The sequence below is a fragment of the Acinetobacter sp. ANC_7635 genome (assembly GCF_056779945.1).
In genome coordinates this window covers 40343-58268 of sequence record NZ_JBWYIS010000004.1, presented here as the reverse complement: position 1 = coordinate 58268, position 17926 = coordinate 40343, and the positions used below count along the sequence as shown (strand labels likewise).

The window sequence follows — 17926 nt, the reverse complement described above, 5'->3', positions numbered from 1 at the left end:
GTTTAATTAAAAATATTGTATACGCAAATTCAAAATTGAATGTAGCATTTATTTTATGGCTTTAATTTATATAAAAACATTAAGATAAAAAAAGCCACCCTAAGGTGGCTTTTTGTTTGAAATTACTCTTCGTCTTTTTTATCGTCAGCTGGAGGTAAGTCCTTCACAGCTTCAGCAATTAGACCAAACATGTAGTTTCCGTATGCATTAGTTTTATCATAATGGAAACGTAAACGAGGTGTGATACGTGTCTTAATACGACGACTCAGCTCATGACGCAGAAAACCTGATGCTTTATTTAAAACATCTAGAGTATCTTTATTTGCTGCTTCACTTTGCTCATCACCAAGTTCACGTCCCATGACAGTAACATAAACTTCAGCATAGCCTAAATCTGGGCTCACTTTCACCGCTGAGATGGTCACAAGACCACCTAAGCGTGGATCTTTCAGCTCCTGACGAATGAGTTCAGACAATTCTCGCTGAACCGTGTCCGCCATACGCTTAAGACGTTGACTACCCGCCATTAAAGACTCCGTTTAATTAATTGAACATCATAGACTTCGATTTTATCGAGCACTTTGATGTCTTTATAGCCTTTGACCGCAAGACCACATTCCATGCCAGCACGAACCTCTTCAACCACTTCTTTATAACGGCGAAGTGATTCAAGTTCACCTTGGAACACAACCACGTCATCACGTAAGACACGAATTGGTTTATTACGGTGTAATAAGCCCTCAAGAACCATACAACCTGCTGCAGCACCAAACTTGCTCGAGTGGAATACTTCACGTACTTCAGCCACACCAAGAATTGTTTCACGATGTTCTGGTGCAAGCTTACCACTCATTGCATCTTTCACATCATCAATCAATTGGTAAATGATTGAGTAGTAACGAATGTCGATACCATCTGCGTCGGCTTTTTGGCGCGCTGTATTGTCTGCACGAACGTTAAAGCCTAATAAGAATGCTTCTGAAGATTCTGCAAGTGTCACATCAGACTCAGTGATCGCACCAACACCTGAACCAATGACACGCACTTTCACTTCATCAGTTGAAAGTTCAGCCAATGCAACATGAAGCGCTTCCAATGTACCGCGAACATCTGTCTTCAGAACAACATTCACAATCGGCACGTCTTTTTTGCCCATTGAAGCCATTAAGTTTTCAAGACGCATTGCAGATTGACGCTCTAAACGTTTTTGACGTTCACGATCCATACGCGCATCAGCCACTTCACGTGCTTTCTTCTCATCATTTACAACAAGAACTTCGTCACCTGCCATTGGCGCTTCTGGAAGACCTAAGATTTCAACTGGAATCGATGGACCTGCAGACTTAATACGTTGACCATTTTCATCAGTCATCGCACGTACACGACCATAAGATGCACCAGCTAGAACAAGGTCACCTACTTTTAATGTACCATTTTGAACAAGAATCGAAGTAACCGCACCACGGCCTTTATCAACACGTGCTTCGATTACAACACCTTGTGCCGCACCTTCTTCAGAAGCTTTAAGCTCTAGAAGTTCAGATTGGATCAAGATCAAGTCAAGAAGTTCATCAATACCTGCACCGGTGTGCGCAGAAACCATCGCTACAGGGACATCACCACCCCATTGCTCAGGCACGATTTCTTTAGTTGTCAATTCATTCAATACGCGATCTGGATCAGCAGATTCTTTATCCATCTTGTTGATTGCAACAATGATTGGCGTACCTGCTGCACGAGCATGGTCAATCGCTTCCGCTGTTTGTGGCATAACACCATCATCAGCTGCGACCACCAATACAACGATATCAGTTGCTTTCGCACCACGTGAACGCATCGCAGTAAATGCTGCGTGTCCCGGAGTATCCAAGAACGTGATAATACCTTTATCCGTTGTAACGTGATAAGCACCGATATGCTGTGTAATACCGCCCGCTTCACCTTGCGCTACTTTCGCACGACGAATACGATCAAGAAGCGATGTCTTACCATGGTCAACGTGACCCATGATAGTAACCACTGGTGGACGCGTTGTTTGTGCACCACGTGCTTCTTCAGCCGCCTCAAGCAAGTTATCTTCCGCTTGAGTATCTGATACTAGAACTGGGTTATGACCCATTTCTTCAACCACTAGAACTGCTGTATCTTGGTCGATTGATTGGTTTTGAGTGACAAGCTCACCCATTTTCATGAGTGTTTTAATTACTTCACGAACCTTAATCGCCATTTTTGCAGCAAGGTCAGCAACAACAATAGTTGCACCGATTTCAACATCATAAACTTGCTTTTTAACTGGCTTCTCGAAACCATGTTTATTAGCTTGGCTTGATTTCAAACCACGTTTATGAGAGTTGTCACGGAAAGATTGCTCTTCTTGACCACGACGACCACCTTTCTTAGGAGAACGTGCACCTGGTGTGTTATTACCACGCTTAATGTCACGGTCTTCTTTCGCGAATGAATCTTCGTATGCTTGACCAACAAGACCAGCAGCCAATGGAGAATCATCGACCACACGAATCGTTGCAGTTGCATCTTCATTAGAGTACTTAGAAGCCATCTGACGCATTTGTTCAAGCGTACGTTGTTGTGCTTCTTCAGCTGCTTTACGACGTGCTGCTTCTTCAACTGCTTTTAATTTAGCAGCTTCAGCTTCACGTGCTTTTTTCTGTTCCGCAGTTTCAGTTGGCTTAGTTGCTTGTTTAACAATCGGTTTATTTGTTGACTTGCGCTTAACCACAACCGCAGCTTTAGCAACTTCTTGCTTCTCACTCGATTGTTTCGCTGCAGCACGCATTGCATCTAAGTTCGCTTTCGCTTTACTTACTGCAGGTTGCGCCTTCTCTTCAGCTTGAGCTGGTTTAACTTCAACTTTTTGCTGTGCTTTTGCTTCAGTTTCAGCTTTTGCTTTTGCCAATGCTTCAGCTTTAATTTGTTCAGGATCTGGCTTAGTAAACGTATGCTTCTTACGAACTTCTACGTTAATAGTTTTAGCTTTACCTGATGTACTTGCTACTTTTGCAGTACTCGTAGTTTTACGTTTCAACGTGATTTTTCCTGCGCTGCCGCTGTCTTGCCCATGCGCTTTTTTCAAATGAGCGACTAAACGGTCTTGCTGTTCTACTGAGATTGTGTCTTCTGCCTTAGATTGAGGCAACCCAGCATCTCGCACCTGATCTAATAGTTTTTCAACTGGAAGACCTACGCTGACTGCTAACTCTTTAATTGACTTATCCGTCATGTATGACCTCCTCGTTACTTAAACCATGATTCACGTGCTTTCATGATCAATTGACCTGCTTTCTCAGCACCTAAACCTTCGATATCAGAGATATCATCAGTTGCCTGATCTGCTAAATCATCTACTGTGATTACACCGCGAGCCGCTAATGCATAAGCAAGCTCTGAACTCATTCCTTCCATCGCTAGAAGCTCTTCGCTCGGTTCTTGAATATTTTCTTGCTCTTTCAGTGCATCTGCTAATGCAACTTCTTTCGCACGGCTTTGTAAAAGCTCAACCGTTTCTGCATCTAATTCGATTTCATCAAATGTTTCAGCTGGAACGTAAGCAATCTCTTCAAGTGAAGTAAAGCCCATTTCTACCAATGCCATCGCAAGGTCTTCTTCAATATCAAGACGACCTACAAACATATCGAGATATTGCTGTGCTTCATTTTGTTGACGAGCACGGTACTCTTCTTCAAGCATCATATTGAGCTTGTAACCAGTTAACTCAGAAGCTAAACGTACGTTTTGACCTTGAGAACCAATTGCACGCGCCAATTGATCGCTTGTAGCAAAAATAATATCTGCTGTGCGTTCTTCTTCATCAATCACAATACCCGATACATCTGCTGGCTCTAAAGCACTTGCGATATATTGAGCTGGATCATCTGACCAAACTACAACATCAATACGTTCACCGTTCAATTCTTGCTGTACAGCTTGGATACGTGTTCCACGCATACCAATACATGCACCAACTGGATCAATACGATGATCGTTCGTTTTCACTGCAATTTTAGCACGAACACCCGGTTGACGTGCAGCAGCTTTAATTTCGATGATTTCTTCAGAAATTTCTGGAATTTCTTTTTTCATCAATGCCATTAACATTTCTGGCTTAGCACGAGAAAGTTGTAGCTGCGCACCACGACCTTCACGGTTTACGTTAAATAAAATCGCATTTACACGCTGTTTAGGACGTAAAATTTCTTTTGCGATCATTTCTTCACGTGCAAGATATGCTTCCGCATTCTCACCGAGGTCAATAATGAAACCATCTTTAGTTTGTTTCTTTACTTCACCGTAAATTAACTCACCAACTTTAGATTCATATGCATCTGCAATAAGCGCACGTTCAGCTTCACGAATTTTCTGAACAATAACTTGCTTCGCGATTTGAGCTGCAATACGACCAAATTCAATTGATTCTACTTCAAGCTCACGCACATCACCGATTGACCATTTCGCTGGGTCCACATCAGAAATCGCGTCTTGGCATGCAGGCATTTCATGATCTTCATCTGCTACTACAGTCCATTGACGGAAAGTACGGTATTCACCAGTCTTACGATCGATTTCAACGCGCAACTGTGCTTCTTCAGAATTTGTGCCTTCGTAGAATTTTTTCTTCGTTGCAGCAACTAGAGCTTGCTCGAGCGCTTCGAAAATCGCTTCACGACTAACACCTTTTTCATTACTAACCGTCTCAGCAACGGTAAGAATTTCACGGCCCATAAGTCACCTACTATTCAAATTCTTTTAGTTAAGATTAATTTAGTCTTGGTAGATCAAGTTGGCCTTATCGATATTGTGACTATCGATCTCGAGCACTTGTTGCTTTTCAACTTCAACTTGGATCATTTCATTTTCTACATCTACAGCAACCAGTTTCGCTTGGAATTTACGGCGGTTATCCACTGCAGAAATCAAACGTAAAGCAACTTGTTGACCAATATATGCTTGCATCTGTTCAAGTTTAAAGAAAGTGCGATCCCAACCTGGTGATGAAACTTCTAATGCATATTCACCAGAAATTGGATCATGAACATCGAGGATTGCACCAACTTGTTGGGTAACACGTACACAATCTTGCACACCCACACCACGACCAAGATCAATTTCACCGTCTTCGGAAATAACAGGTTCTTTGTTTGGATCTTCAGGCTTGTCAATGTAGATACGTACTAGCGAACGCTTACCCTGAGGTGTAAATTCTAAACCCCATAGTTCAACATCGCACGCCTCAACAGCGGGTGCGATCAGTTCATACAATGCTTGGGTTTTATTTGATAACTTCATTTACTCTCGTCATTTATGTGCGATTCAATCGGCCAACAGACCGACACAGACTAACTATAGTGATAGCATGATTATTTGACCAATTGATGTCCACACTACACGATAGATAACAAAAAAGGGCGCATTCGCCCCCATTATTGCACAGAAAAGCAATGCCCACTGTGCAAAAAGGCCCACCTAGTTGTGAGCCTCTTTAGAAACTTGGTAGCGGGAGCTGGATTTGAACCAACGACCTTCGGGTTATGAGCCCGACGAGCTACCAGACTGCTCCATCCCGCATCAACGTGCAAAATTATATCTAAATTTGAATCATTTTTCAATCAGAAAAACTTTCTAATTAGACTTGATTAAGTTGCACCTTAATCAAAAGTGGTAGCGGGAGCTGGATTTGAACCAACGACCTTCGGGTTATGAGCCCGACGAGCTACCAGACTGCTCCATCCCGCATCAACGTGCAAAAAGTATATCTCAACTCAAACTTTGTTTAAGTTGCCTATTTTAAGTTTGCATCTTAATTATAGGATTGATTGGTAGCGGGAGCTGGATTTGAACCAACGACCTTCGGGTTATGAGCCCGACGAGCTACCAGACTGCTCCATCCCGCATCAACAGATTTTGCTGCAAACACCAACTTAAACTTCTGGATTATAAGTTGGTGCGGAAGGGGGGACTTGAACCCCCACGCCCGAAAGCACTACCACCTCAAGGTAGCGTGTCTACCAATTCCACCACCACCGCAGCTGTGACGCATTCTAGTGGTTTCAATGAAAAATTGAAAGCGAAATATTCAATTATTCAGCTGGTTTTGGTGCAGTTGATGAAGTTTCAGGCGATTTTTGATCAACTTGCTCAGTTGTGTTAATCGTTTTCAAACCATAAGCATCTGTCGTTTGCTGCTTCGCAAAGTAAGCCAAGCTAATACTTGTGATAAAGAATAAAGCAGTAAGTATCCCGGTTAAACGAGTTAAGAAGTTACCAGAACCAGAAGCGCCGAATACAGTCGCTGCACCGCCACCGCCAAAAGACGCACCTGCATCTGCACCTTTACCATGCTGTACTAGAATTAAAATAATCATCAATAACGCTAAAATGATGTGTAGCACCAGTACAAAAGATTGCATGATGAACTCCTAATTATTTTGATTGGGCAAATGCTTGCGCAATTTGAACAAATGATTCTGCATTGAGTGATGCACCGCCTACGAGGGCACCATTGATATCAGGGCATGCTGCCAATTCAACAGCATTCTCAGGTTTTACACTACCACCATAAAGAATTGCTATGTTTTGACCTTCAGGTGTAATTTGACTCAATCCTTCACGAATTTTAGCATGCATTGCTTGTGCATCATCCGGGGAAGCTGTTTTACCAGTTCCAATTGCCCAAATTGGCTCGTAGGCGACGGTAATATGCACCCATTGCTCTGGATTCACAACACCTGCAATGTCACAAATTTGTTGTAACACCACTTGCTCAGCTTGCCCACTTTCACGCTGTTCAAGGCTTTCACCCACACAATAGATGATATGTAAGTTAGCAGCTAAAGCATTTTTTATTTTTTCATTAAGAATCGCAGGCGTGTCATTAAATATTTCACGACGTTCAGAATGCCCAATTAATACATAATCGACTTGGCTATCCTTTAAAAGATCTGCGCTAACTTCACCTGTAAATGCACCAGTACCCGCAATACGTGATACATCTTGAGCGACCACAAACACTTCATGAGCATCTGTTGCAAGTTCATTTTTTACTTGGAGTAAAGCCAATAAAGTTGGCGCAACACCAATTTTACAAACATCATGAGCGATTGAAGCTTGCTCAAGCTGTTGTTTCAAATCAGCTAAAAGCTGTTGCGTGTTAGCCTGCATTGGGTTCATTTTCCAATTGCCTACAACCCACGGAGTAATTGTCGAACCCGACATAGATCTAACCTTCTATCAAAAATGCGCACATTCTACACGGATTTTAAAAAATTAACGTAAAAATTCAATGGATACAGATTCAGCACCTAGAATTCTTTAAAAAAAGACAACATAAGACACAATACCCAATAGAATAAGTGAAAAAATTCAATTTTTTCATAGTTTTCGGATAATATTAATGATTTTAAGTATAGAATTTTCTACTTATAACCGTATAATTTTAATATTCGAATTATAAAATGAATTTAAGGCGTATTGGGGATGACTTTAGATCAAAGTGGGCCAAAATTTTCTGGGTTAAGTCGTCGTTTGGTTGATGAAGGCATTTTGACCTCCCAGCAAATGCAAAATGCTATTATTAATTCAAAAAAATCTCATCAAAAATTAGTACCTTACCTCGTTGAACATCTCAAAATACGAGCAAATACGATTGCTGAAATGGTTGCTCAAGAGTTTGGGGAGCCATTGTTCGATTTAGATGCATATAATGTTGAGTTACTACCCAAAGATATCGTTGCAGAAAATCTTGTTACAAAACATGTAATCTTACCTTTATATCAACGAGGTATATCTTTATTTGTAGCGACGAGTGATCCTACAGATATCGAAGCATTGGAAGCAATTCGATTTAATAGTAAATTAAACGTCGTTCCTATTACTGTAGAACATAATAAACTTGAAAAACTGATCGAAAAGCATTTTTCTGAAAATGAGAATTTCAATTTCGGCGATGAAGATCTTGACGTTAACGTGGTCGAGAACGATACACCGCAAAATAATAACGATGATGGTCCTTCAGGTGATGATTCCCCGATTGTTAAGTACATCAACAAGCTTTTGGTTGACGCCATTCGCATGGGTGCATCAGATTTACACTTCGAACCTTATGAAAAAACGTACCGAGTTCGATACCGCGTTGATGGTGTTTTAAGAACTATTGCAAATCCACCATTGCAACTCGCGAATCGATTAGCTTCACGCTTGAAAGTTATGTCTCAAATGGATATTTCAGAAAAGCGTATTCCGCAAGATGGCCGTATTAAGCTTAAATTATCTCGTACTAAAGCGATTGATTTTCGTGTTAACTCATTACCAACCCTATTTGGCGAAAAAATCGTATTACGTATTTTGGATCCGTCTAGTGCAATGCTCGGTATTGATGCATTAGGTTATGAAGAAGATCAGAAAGCTTTATTCCTTGAGGCACTTGAGAAGCCTCAAGGCATGTTACTGATTACGGGTCCAACAGGTTCTGGTAAAACAGTATCGCTTTATACAGGATTGAATATTTTAAATACTGAAAATGCCAACATCTCTACAGCAGAAGATCCCGTAGAAATTAACTTAGAAGGCATTAATCAGGTCAACGTCAACTATAAAGTGGGCTTAAGCTTCTCAGTCGCATTGAAATCATTCCTGCGTCAAGATCCTGATATTATTATGGTCGGGGAGATTCGAGATCTCGAAACAGCTGAAATTGCAATTAAGGCAGCACAAACAGGCCACATGGTGATGTCTACACTTCATACCAATAGTGCTCCTGAAACCTTAACCCGGTTGCGCAATATGGGGGTTCCCTCTTTTAATATTGCAACTTCGGTGAATCTCGTCATTGCTCAACGACTTGCTAGACGACTGTGTGTACACTGTAAAGTACCTGCTGATATTCCTAAACCAAGTTTGTTAGAAATGGGATTCACAGAACAGGATTTAGCAGATCCAGATTTTAAAATTTATCAACCTGTCGGTTGTCCTGAGTGCCGTGATGGTTATAAAGGACGTGTCGGTATTTATGAAGTCATGAAAGTGACACCTGAAATTTCGAAGATTATTATGGATGATGGCAATGCATTAGAGATTGCAGCTGCATCTGAAAGACTGGGGTTTAAGAATCTTCGACGTTCGGGCTTAATTAAGGTCATGAACGGACTCACTTCTTTACAAGAAGTGAATCGTGTGACCAGTGAATAATTAAAAATAAGGAAATCATTATGGCGGTGAAAAAAGCACAGATGATGCCAACGTTTGTATATGACGGCGTGGATCGCAAGGGAACCAAAGTTAAAGGTGAAATGCCTGCGCGTAATATTCAACTTGCAAAAGTCATGCTCCGCAAACAAGGCATTACGGTGCGTAGTATCCGCGAGAAGCGCAAGAATATTCTTGAAGGCTTAATGAAGAAGAAAGTGTCTACTTTGGACATCACCATCTTTACGCGTCAGCTTGCCACCATGATGAAAGCAGGTGTACCACTTGTTCAAAGCTTTGAAATTGTTGCAGAAGGCTTAGATAATCCTGCAATGCGTGAAGTGGTTTTGGGTATTAAAACTGAGGTCGAAGGTGGTAATACTTTTGCAGGTGCACTACGCAAATATCCTCAGCATTTTGATCAGTTATTCTGCTCATTGGTAGAATCAGGTGAGCAATCAGGTGCGCTTGAAACCATGCTCGATCGAGTTGCGATTTATAAAGAAAAAAGTGAAGTTCTCAAACAAAAAATTAAAAAAGCGATGAAGTATCCAATTGCTGTCATTGTGGTTGCAATTATTGTGACCATTATTTTGATGGTCAAAGTGGTTCCTGTCTTCTCTGAGATGTTTAGCTCATTTGGCGCAGACTTACCTGCGTTCACGCAACTCGTAGTGGCAATGTCTGAGTGGGTGCAAAAATATTGGTTTATTTTAATTATTGGTATCGCGCTGACCATTATCGGCTTTATTGAAGCCAAAAAACGTAGTCAAAAATTTGCGGATGCATTAGATCGCACGGCTTTAAGGCTGCCTATTTTTGGTGATTTGGTTTATAAAGCAATTATCGCACGTTATAGCCGTACACTTTCAACCACATTTGCTGCCGGCGTCCCTTTAATCGATGCACTCCAATCAACAGCTGGTGCAACGAATAACATGGTATATGAGCAAGCAGTTATGCGTATTCGTGACGACGTTGCGACTGGTCAACAACTTCATTTCGCTATGCGCTCGACCAATTTATTCCCATCTATGGCTGTGCAAATGGTAGCAATTGGTGAAGAATCGGGTTCACTCGATGCTATGCTAGATAAGGTTGCAACCCATTATGAAAGTGAAGTCGACAATGCTGTCGATGGCTTAACCTCCATGATGGAGCCTTTGATTATGGCCATTCTAGGTGTCTTGGTCGGCGGCTTAGTCATCGCAATGTATCTTCCAATCTTCCAAATGGGTTCTGTGGTGTAATGAACGAAATAATTGCGTATTTAATTCAATCGCCTACAGCACTCTATTTAACTGTGGGAATCATCAGCTTATGTGTCGGCAGTTTTTTAAATGTTGTCATTTACCGCACACCTAAAATGATGGAGCAAGAATGGCGTCAAGACTGTCAGATGTTTTTACATCCCGACCAAGCCATAATTGATGAAGATAAGCTCACGCTAAGTAAACCTGCATCGACCTGCCCAAAATGTAAAACACCTATTCGTTGGTATCAAAATATCCCCGTGATAAGTTGGTTATTTTTACGTGGAAAATGTGGTGAATGTGAAAATCCGATTGGTATTCGTTATCCACTGGTAGAAGTTTTGACTGCTGTTTGCTCATTAGTGGTCGTCGCGGTATTTGGTCCAAGCCTACAAATGCTTTTTGGCTTAATTTTAACGTGGACACTGATCGCACTCACATTCATCGACTTCGATACACAACTTTTACCCGATCGATATACTCTCCCCTTGGCTGCACTTGGTTTAGCGGTAAATAGCTATGCACTCTACACCTCACCTACCTCCGCAATTTGGGGATATTTGATTGGTTTCCTCTGTTTATGGGTGGTGTACTATCTATTTAAAATCGTGACAGGCAAAGAAGGAATGGGATATGGCGACTTCAAATTACTGGCCGCGCTTGGTGCATGGATGGGTCCATTTTTATTACCGCTCATTGTCCTACTTTCATCCTTAGTCGGTGCAATCATCGGCATCATTTTGATGAAAGTCAAAAAAGAAAATCAGCCCTTTGCTTTTGGACCTTATATTGCGATTGCTGGATGGATTGCATTCTTATGGGGTAACGAAATTATGAAGGTTTATTTAGGGGGTTAAGCTAAAATAAGCCCCATTATGATAATTACAAGGTTTTTTACATGCGCTTTATTTTGGGCTTAACAGGTGGTATTGGAAGTGGAAAAACTGCTGCAAGTCAGTGGTTTGAAACACAAGGTATTACTGTTGTTGATGCAGATATCGTAGCACGTGAAGTGGTTGAAATTGGAAAACCTGCACTACAAAAAATTAAAGATCATTTTGGGGATTGGGTGCTATTGGAAGATGGCGCACTCGACCGCAGAGCGTTAAGAGACCATATTTTCAAACATCCTGAAGCTAGAAAGATATTAGAAAATATTACGCATCCTGCAATTCGCCTATCGATTATTGAACAACTACAACGGGCGACCAGTCCTTATGCCATTTTAGTTTCCCCACTCTTATTTGAAACCAATCAACACCAACTTACTCAACGTACTTTACTGATCGATGCATCCACAGAATTACAAATCTTGCGTGCTTCGCAACGTGATCATCAAGACATTGAGCAAATTAAAAAAATAATGAGTGCGCAAATGTCTCGTGAAGAAAAATTAAAACGTGCAGACGATGTTGTTATTAATGATGGTGAACTTGATCATCTCTATCAACAACTCGCAGTAAAACACCAATATTATCTCGATATTACACAACAAGCTTAGATTTTAAAAAAGCAGTCTAAGAAGACTGCTTTTTTTGTTGCTCAAGTTTTTGGCTTAGTGCATCTTGGCGACCCAGCCATCGCCATGGTTGTAATGCGCCTATCGCCATACCCAACAACCCAAATAACATCGCAATACTTAAAGGTTCATTTAACAAAGGCACTGCCAAAATTGCAGCTAAAAAAGGCGCTAAATTGGTAATGCTCCCTGCTTTAAAAGCCCCGAGTCTTTTAATCGCTTCCACATAAGTTAAAGTTGCAATAATGACCACGAATATGCCATGAAATATTGTCTGAAACAGTAAATGCTGAGGCTCAGGAGTACTAAGATCTTTGGGCAAAAATAACACGTAAATGGGTACATAAATCACGGCTGACCAGATGGCAACTCCACACATCGCCTGCCATGCACTCAGTTGGAATTTACGCAGTAATACGGTAAATATTGCCCAAAAAATGGCGCTCAAGAAGAATAATCCATCACCAGCACCAAAAGGAATGCCTGATTCACGATACATCAGGAGACTCATAATACCGAGCACGGTGATCATAATGAGCAAACTTGCCCATGTATGACGATCAAAAGCCTGCTTCATCAATATAAAAGCCACGATGGCAGTACAAATAGGAATACAACCATTGAGAAAAATTGCAGCATGCGCAGTCGGTGCATAGTGAAATGCGCTATAAGCCAACAAACAATAGATCACACCACCAATCATTGCCAAAATAAATGGTTCTTTTTTAAGTAAAAAAGAGGCTTCTCTACGATAAAGTAAAATCGGCATTAAGATCAAAAAAGCCAGTGAAAAACGCAGTGCCACAATGTCCCACGTATTGATGTGCCATAGCGCATTTAATCGTGCAGTGAGGGTAAATCCCCCCCAGATGCACATGGTAGTAATAAGAAAAAAATAGCCTTGGGCTCGATCTGAAAGTGCCATCTCAAATTAGGCTTGACGTTGTCTACACGCTTCGTAAAGTGCCATGCCTGTCGCCACACTCACATTCAAACTTTGTAAATTGCCACTCATTGGAATATAAACTTTGTGATCGCATTGCGCCTGAGTAATCGGTCTTAAACCAGTATCTTCAGCACCCATAATCACTGCGACAGGACCAGTCAAATCACATTCGTGAATAGGTAGAGCATGCTCATCTAACATCGTGCCAATCACTCGAACATTAAAATCATCTTTGATTTTAGCTAAAGTACGAGCCAAATTCGTCACTTGGATAAATTTAACTTTCTCTGCACCACCAGCAGCAACCTTACGAGCCGTTGGTGTTAAGCTCGCAGAACGATCACGAGGAACAACAACCGCGTGTACGCCCATGGCTGCCGCAGTTCGAATACACGCACCCAAATTATGCGGGTCCGTCACTTGGTCAAGCGCCAGTAAAAAAACATTGTCTGTACTTTTGATTAATTGCTCAAGATCATTTTCATTCAGCGTTGGATGAGGACGAACTGCAGCAACGACACCTTGATGAAAAGGTTGTCCAGCCAGTTTTTCAAGGCTGTCTCGGCTCGCTTTTTGAATACTAATTCCGAAAGGTTCAGCCAACTCAAAAATACGTTTTAAACGTTGATCTTCACGACCTTTTAGTGCAAATAGAGTCAAAACGCGTTCAGGTTCTAACTCCAACAATGACTCCACAGAATGAACGCCATAATAATATTCGGGTTTAGCCATGAACGACCTCAACTCACTAAGACAATACAATAATATAGAAAAGAAAAATCCCGCAAAGCCAACTTTACAGGATTTTATATAGCGAATAGTTTAACCGATTTGACCATTGAATGTTGGTCAAATTTTTTTTGGGTAATTAGCCTTCGAAATGACAAACGTAGTCTAATACGTCATCTGTTTCGATTTTGAAACGGCTCTCACCAGGCACGTAAAACGACTGCCCTGCACGGAAAAGCTCATGTTCTTCATTGTCTGCAATTGTGACACGACATTCACCAGAAATAATTTCCATACGCTCTGGTACATGTGTTTCAAAAATAAGCGGTTGTTCCGTCGGTAGAATAACCCCAAGTGTTTTTTTCGTACCGTCTTCAAATTGAACAGTGTGGCTAATACACGTCCCGCCAAAATAAACATTTGATTTTTTTACAACAGATACATGATCAAATTGTGATGACATGCGTATTCTCCAAATAATGCGCATTTTATAAATTTTAATTGCCGTAGTTTAATTGCGCTCGAGCAACTAATCAATCAGTGTTTTGCAATGGTTTTTATAAGCAACTTTTGTTCCCTAATGATGAAATTTAAAGATTTTTTTGATTTCTTCTATATATCTTTTGTACACAGGTAAAAGAATATATTCAGTCACTAGTAATCAACCTAATTTCAGTTAAAATGCAAACTAAAAGTTCTCATATTCAAATGTCGTGACTTGAGACTAAAACAAAATTTCTCTATCTTAGAATCCACACTTTCGCAGCTCGGATGCGTTTATGCTGACACACCTTAATCTGATCAACTTTGCTTTAGCCGATAACTTAGCCATTGATATTGATCAAGGTTTCAATGTTCTTACGGGTGAAACTGGTGCAGGTAAATCTTTATTACTCGATGCATTATCAGCGTGTTTAGGCGAGCGTACTGATACGAATTACGTTCGTTATGGTTCAGATAAGGCTGATGTTACAGCCGTATTTAGTTATCAAGATCAAAGTCCTGAAGCTGAATGGTTAAGCACTCATGAGCTGGCAGATGAATCGGGTGAAATTCATCTAAGACGGGTAATATTTGCTACAGGTCGTAGTAAAGCTTGGATCAATGGACGTCCAAGTAGTCTGTCAGAATTAAAGGAAATAGGCAGACTCTTAGTCCAACTTTACAGCCAGCATAGTCAGCAACAACTGTTAGAACCGCCCTATCCAAAACATTGGTTAGATCGTTACAGCAACTTTGGTCAACATACGCTTGCTGTCAAAGACAGTTATAACACATGGCAAAAAAATATCCGACAGCATCAAGCTGCGCTTGATGCACAGACCACCCGCCTTCAACGCATTGAGACACTTAATCTTCAATTAGAAGAATTAGAAGAAGTGGTTCGACTTGACTATAAAGAAATTGAACAAGAGTTCGATCGCTTAAGTCATCATGAACACATCATGCAAGATTGTAGTTATGCAATCAACGTTTTAGATGAGTCTGATCAAAATATCACTCAGGAAATTTCAAGTATTATTCGCAAGCTTGAATCTCATGCAGGTCGTAGTGATTTACTCTCTGAAATTTATAACTCATTATTAAATGCGCAAAGTGAACTCGATGATGCCAGTGCGAATTTAAAACAATTCATTGACCGTCAGAGTTTTGATCCTGAACGAATGGAAGAGTTAAACACACAACTGGAAATATTCCATCGTTTAGCGCGCAAATATCGAGTACAACCCGAAGATTTAAAATCAGAATACGAACATTGGCAGGCAGAGCTAGAACAATTACATCAGCTTGAAGATCCAGAGACTTTGGCTGAACAAGTTGAAATTTCACATCAACAGTTTATAGAGAAAGCTCAATATCTGGATGATATCCGTCGTAAAGCAGCAGAACCCTTAGCCAAACTCTTAACAGAACAAGTCAAGCAACTGGCTTTACCAGAAGCTCATTTTGAATTCCGTTTTGATCCTCTGGAGCAACCTTCATCTGAAGGGTTTAGTTTTATTCAATTATTGTTCACAGCAAACAAAGGGATTCCACCTCAACCACTTGCGAAGGTTGCGTCTGGTGGTGAATTGTCACGTATTGCATTGGTCATGCAAGTCATGAATGCAGAAAAAACTGAAGCTGAAGTACTCGTTTTTGACGAAATTGATGTGGGCATCAGCGGTGGAACAGCTGAGATTGTCGGTCGCTTATTGGCTGGATTAGGTCAACATGTTCAAATTCTATGTATTACACATCAAGCCCAAGTTGCAGCGCAATCGGACCAACATTTGTTAGTGAAAAAACTGCAAACAGACCCTGCTAGCAGCACTATCGTTGAGCTTGATGAAGATCAACGGATATTAGAGCTTGCTCGCATGACTGGTGGTGTCGAAATTAGCGAGACCACCCTTCAACATGCAAAACAATTAAGGCAATTAAAGTTTCAGACCAGCACATCTTGATTATTTTAAAAGGATTGTTGAAAACCCATAAGTCTAGTATGTTGAAGTAAAGTGATACTCAAACATAGGAGAAGCCATTAGGTGAGTAAACAATTTCTAACGCACCGTTGCCTGATTGCCCCACCTGATTTAGCAGATGATTTCTTCGCAAATAGTGTGGTCTATATTGCTCGTCATGATCATGAAGGTGCGCAGGGAATTATGATCAATCGTCCAGCTGGGATTCAGGTTAAAGAACTCTTAACAGATCTTGATATCGTTGCAGATCATGTTCACCCACATGATGTCTTACAAGGTGGTCCTTTACGACCAGAAGCGGGTTTTGTACTTCATACGGGTCAACCTACTTGGCATGCGTCCATCGCTGTAGGTGAAAATCTCTGTTTAACAACTTCAAAGGATATTCTTGATGCAATCGCACACAATGAAGGTGTTGGTCGCTATCAAATTGCTTTAGGCTATGCAAGTTGGAGTAAAAACCAGTTGGAGCAAGAAATCGCTCGAGGTGACTGGCTCATTTGTGACTCTGATATGGATTTGATTTTTAACTTACCCTATGACGATCGCTGGGACGCTGCCTATAGAAAAATGGGGGTCGATCGTACATGGCTTTCATCTGAGATTGGACATGCCTGATTCAACTACCGCTCAACTCATTATGGCCTTTGACTTTGGCACACAAAAAACAGGAATGGCTGTAGGATCGTCCATTATTGAAAGTGCTACGCCACTTTCACTTTTACCGATGAAAGATGGCATTCCCAATTGGGATGATCTACTCAAAATTGTAAAACAGCATTCTCCAAATCTGTTTTTAGTCGGGCTACCACTGAATATGGATGATAGCGAATCGGAACTATCAACACGAGCACGTAAATTTGCTCGTCGTTTAAGACACCAAACCAATATAGAAACATGGATGGTGGATGAGCGATTAACAACTCGCGAAGCGCGTGATGAACTCGATCATTATCAGGCGCAAGGGCGTGGAAAAAAGTTGTCCGCAGACAGCTTGGCAGCCGCTTTATTTATTGAAAGTTGGTATCGTAATCCTCAAGGTATTCAACCTTAATAGAATATTTGCCACTTCATCTAGGATAAAAATAGCGAAAGGTTAAATTGATTCTAGGCTCTAATACTTTGGTTGATTTCGCTAAAGTGTGTTTCCAAAAACGCTGTGTTTGACCTTTCATCACAATCAACTGTCCTGATTGTAGATACATTTCAGCAGTATGAGTTTTATCACGATGTTTAAATCTAAATTTTCGGGTTGCGCCGAGACTCAGTGAAGCAATGACGGTCTCGCCATGTTCAGGATCTCTTAATGCAGCCTCATCATCACTATGCCATCCTACACCTTGAGTTCCATCTTCATACAAATTAGCCAAACAAGAATTAAATTGAACTCCTGTTATAAGTTCAATTTTTTGCTTGAGTGCTAATAATTTCAAATCCCAAATCTGTGCTTGTTTATCCATCCCTGAATAGTGATATTGATAGTTTTGGTCACCATACCATACGACTTTACGACCCGTCTTAAAATATTGGCCGTATAAAATCACTTCATCCTGTTTCCAAGCCAAAGCTTCTGAAAAATAATCGAAATAATCCTGTGATTCAGCATGAGTAAGTATAAGGCCGTAATCTTCTACAATCCCATCACAAGGTAGGAGATTTGAATTGGGTTCGGGTGCAAACAGCTCGAAGTTCATAACCAATTTGCCATGAAAATATAACCTTATATTAGCTGAATATTTCAACTGACAAATTGAAACATTGTGAACGCTTGTGACACTGGACAATCAAGCTTAGACTGGCATAAATCTAGACAATA

17 protein-coding genes and 4 tRNA genes are annotated in these 17926 nt (G+C 40.8%); 7 read left to right on the top strand and 14 right to left on the bottom strand.

The window, feature by feature from the left end; genetic code table 11:
* Window positions 1–122 precede the first annotated feature (122 nt).
* From AC1M89_RS06925 to tpiA, 10 genes are all read right to left on the bottom strand, one after another.
* Window positions 123–527 (bottom strand): ribosome-binding factor A, encoded by a 405-nt coding sequence (locus AC1M89_RS06925; RefSeq protein WP_035266025.1) that lies wholly within the window; start codon window positions 525–527, stop codon window positions 123–125.
* The gene (gene infB, locus AC1M89_RS06920) at window positions 527–3241 is read right to left on the bottom strand and encodes a translation initiation factor IF-2 (protein ID WP_035266024.1); all 2715 of its coding nucleotides are present in this window, start codon (window positions 3239–3241) and stop codon (window positions 527–529) included. The genes AC1M89_RS06925 and infB overlap by 1 nt, the downstream gene beginning before the upstream one ends.
* A gap of 14 nt (window positions 3242–3255) precedes the next feature.
* Entirely contained in the window at window positions 3256–4740 is a 1485-nt protein-coding gene (gene nusA / locus AC1M89_RS06915; protein WP_481614057.1) for a transcription termination factor NusA, read from the bottom strand.
* Between the two features lie 39 nt (window positions 4741–4779).
* A complete protein-coding gene (gene rimP, locus AC1M89_RS06910) occupies window positions 4780–5304 on the bottom strand; it encodes a ribosome maturation factor RimP (RefSeq protein WP_035266019.1) in 525 nt (174 codons plus the stop codon).
* A 202-nt stretch (window positions 5305–5506) separates the two neighbouring features.
* A tRNA-Met gene (locus tag AC1M89_RS06905) sits at window positions 5507–5583 on the bottom strand.
* 91 nt (window positions 5584–5674) lie between these two features.
* Window positions 5675–5751, bottom strand: a tRNA-Met gene (locus AC1M89_RS06900).
* Between the two features lie 81 nt (window positions 5752–5832).
* Window positions 5833–5909: transfer RNA gene (locus tag AC1M89_RS06895), tRNA-Met, on the bottom strand.
* Between the two features lie 48 nt (window positions 5910–5957).
* A tRNA-Leu gene (locus AC1M89_RS06890) sits at window positions 5958–6042 on the bottom strand.
* Between the two features lie 53 nt (window positions 6043–6095).
* Window positions 6096–6425, bottom strand: a complete 330-nt coding sequence (secG, locus tag AC1M89_RS06885) for a preprotein translocase subunit SecG (protein WP_035266018.1) — start codon at window positions 6423–6425, stop codon at window positions 6096–6098.
* 13 nt (window positions 6426–6438) lie between these two features.
* Window positions 6439–7230 carry a triose-phosphate isomerase gene (gene tpiA / locus AC1M89_RS06880; RefSeq protein WP_035266016.1) on the bottom strand — a complete coding sequence of 264 codons (792 nt, stop codon included), beginning with the start codon at window positions 7228–7230 and terminating at the stop codon, window positions 6439–6441.
* 261 nt (window positions 7231–7491) lie between these two features.
* Here tpiA and pilB point away from each other — a divergent pair, with 261 nt between their 5' ends.
* Genes pilB through coaE form a run of 4 tightly spaced genes read left to right on the top strand, consistent with a single transcriptional unit; the run spans window position 7492 to window position 11952 of the window.
* Window positions 7492–9201 carry a type IV-A pilus assembly ATPase PilB gene (pilB, locus tag AC1M89_RS06875; RefSeq protein ID WP_092766658.1) on the top strand — a complete coding sequence of 570 codons (1710 nt, stop codon included), beginning with the start codon at window positions 7492–7494 and terminating at the stop codon, window positions 9199–9201.
* A gap of 20 nt (window positions 9202–9221) precedes the next feature.
* The gene (locus tag AC1M89_RS06870; RefSeq protein ID WP_481614056.1) at window positions 9222–10448 is read left to right on the top strand and encodes a type II secretion system F family protein; all 1227 of its coding nucleotides are present in this window, start codon (window positions 9222–9224) and stop codon (window positions 10446–10448) included.
* Complete coding sequence (locus AC1M89_RS06865; RefSeq protein WP_035266012.1) at window positions 10448–11308, top strand: prepilin peptidase; 861 nt, start codon at window positions 10448–10450, stop codon at window positions 11306–11308. The genes AC1M89_RS06870 and AC1M89_RS06865 overlap by 1 nt, the downstream gene beginning before the upstream one ends.
* A 41-nt stretch (window positions 11309–11349) precedes the next feature.
* The gene (gene coaE, locus AC1M89_RS06860) at window positions 11350–11952 is read left to right on the top strand and encodes a dephospho-CoA kinase (RefSeq protein WP_092766656.1); all 603 of its coding nucleotides are present in this window, start codon (window positions 11350–11352) and stop codon (window positions 11950–11952) included.
* A gap of 16 nt (window positions 11953–11968) precedes the next feature.
* Here coaE and AC1M89_RS06855 read toward each other — a convergent pair whose 3' ends face one another.
* The 3 genes from AC1M89_RS06855 to ppnP all read right to left on the bottom strand — a co-directional run bounded on the left by AC1M89_RS06855 (window position 11969) and on the right by ppnP (window position 14108).
* Window positions 11969–12895 (bottom strand): DMT family transporter, encoded by a 927-nt coding sequence (locus AC1M89_RS06855; RefSeq protein WP_092766655.1) that lies wholly within the window; start codon window positions 12893–12895, stop codon window positions 11969–11971.
* A gap of 6 nt (window positions 12896–12901) precedes the next feature.
* Window positions 12902–13648 (bottom strand): 23S rRNA (guanosine(2251)-2'-O)-methyltransferase RlmB, encoded by a 747-nt coding sequence (rlmB, locus tag AC1M89_RS06850; protein WP_035266007.1) that lies wholly within the window; start codon window positions 13646–13648, stop codon window positions 12902–12904.
* 136 nt (window positions 13649–13784) lie between these two features.
* On the bottom strand, window positions 13785–14108 hold the full coding sequence (gene ppnP / locus AC1M89_RS06845) for a pyrimidine/purine nucleoside phosphorylase (RefSeq protein WP_035266006.1): 324 nt from the start codon (window positions 14106–14108) through the stop codon (window positions 13785–13787).
* Window positions 14109–14424: 316 nt separating this feature from the next.
* Between ppnP and recN the strand changes: the two genes are divergently transcribed.
* The 3 genes from recN (at window position 14425) to ruvX (ending at window position 17164) form a co-directional block, all read left to right on the top strand.
* Window positions 14425–16092, top strand: a complete 1668-nt coding sequence (recN, locus tag AC1M89_RS06840) for a DNA repair protein RecN (RefSeq protein ID WP_035266004.1) — start codon at window positions 14425–14427, stop codon at window positions 16090–16092.
* A gap of 81 nt (window positions 16093–16173) precedes the next feature.
* A complete protein-coding gene (locus AC1M89_RS06835; protein ID WP_035266003.1) occupies window positions 16174–16728 on the top strand; it encodes a YqgE/AlgH family protein in 555 nt (184 codons plus the stop codon).
* Entirely contained in the window at window positions 16721–17164 is a 444-nt protein-coding gene (ruvX, locus tag AC1M89_RS06830) for a Holliday junction resolvase RuvX (protein ID WP_035266001.1), read from the top strand. Before AC1M89_RS06835 ends, ruvX begins: the two co-directional genes overlap by 8 nt.
* Before the next feature lie 16 nt (window positions 17165–17180).
* On the opposite strand, the gene AC1M89_RS06825 is transcribed toward ruvX, so the two are convergent.
* A complete protein-coding gene (locus AC1M89_RS06825; RefSeq protein ID WP_481592349.1) occupies window positions 17181–17804 on the bottom strand; it encodes an alpha-ketoglutarate-dependent dioxygenase AlkB family protein in 624 nt (207 codons plus the stop codon).
* Window positions 17805–17926 lie beyond the last annotated feature (122 nt).

Bases quoted from the DNA above. Each gene is read 5' to 3' on its own strand.
- AC1M89_RS06825 (WP_481592349.1), bottom strand. From the start codon at position 17,804: ATGAACTTCGAGCTGTTTGCACCCGAACCCAATTCAAATCTCCTACCT.
- rimP (WP_035266019.1), bottom strand. From the start codon at position 5,304: ATGAAGTTATCAAATAAAACCCAAGCATTGTATGAACTGATCGCACCC.
- infB (WP_035266024.1), bottom strand. From the start codon at position 3,241: ATGACGGATAAGTCAATTAAAGAGTTAGCAGTCAGCGTAGGTCTTCCA.
- ppnP (WP_035266006.1), bottom strand. From the start codon at position 14,108: ATGTCATCACAATTTGATCATGTATCTGTTGTAAAAAAATCAAATGTT.
- AC1M89_RS06855 (WP_092766655.1), bottom strand. From the start codon at position 12,895: ATGGCACTTTCAGATCGAGCCCAAGGCTATTTTTTTCTTATTACTACC.
- recN (WP_035266004.1), top strand. From the start codon at position 14,425: ATGCTGACACACCTTAATCTGATCAACTTTGCTTTAGCCGATAACTTA.
- ruvX (WP_035266001.1), top strand. From the start codon at position 16,721: ATGCCTGATTCAACTACCGCTCAACTCATTATGGCCTTTGACTTTGGC.
- rlmB (WP_035266007.1), bottom strand. From the start codon at position 13,648: ATGGCTAAACCCGAATATTATTATGGCGTTCATTCTGTGGAGTCATTG.
- nusA (WP_481614057.1), bottom strand. From the start codon at position 4,740: ATGGGCCGTGAAATTCTTACCGTTGCTGAGACGGTTAGTAATGAAAAA.
- secG (WP_035266018.1), bottom strand. From the start codon at position 6,425: ATGCAATCTTTTGTACTGGTGCTACACATCATTTTAGCGTTATTGATG.
- AC1M89_RS06925 (WP_035266025.1), bottom strand. From the start codon at position 527: ATGGCGGGTAGTCAACGTCTTAAGCGTATGGCGGACACGGTTCAGCGA.
- coaE (WP_092766656.1), top strand. From the start codon at position 11,350: ATGCGCTTTATTTTGGGCTTAACAGGTGGTATTGGAAGTGGAAAAACT.
- AC1M89_RS06870 (WP_481614056.1), top strand. From the start codon at position 9,222: ATGGCGGTGAAAAAAGCACAGATGATGCCAACGTTTGTATATGACGGC.
- tpiA (WP_035266016.1), bottom strand. From the start codon at position 7,230: ATGTCGGGTTCGACAATTACTCCGTGGGTTGTAGGCAATTGGAAAATG.
- AC1M89_RS06865 (WP_035266012.1), top strand. From the start codon at position 10,448: ATGAACGAAATAATTGCGTATTTAATTCAATCGCCTACAGCACTCTAT.
- pilB (WP_092766658.1), top strand. From the start codon at position 7,492: ATGACTTTAGATCAAAGTGGGCCAAAATTTTCTGGGTTAAGTCGTCGT.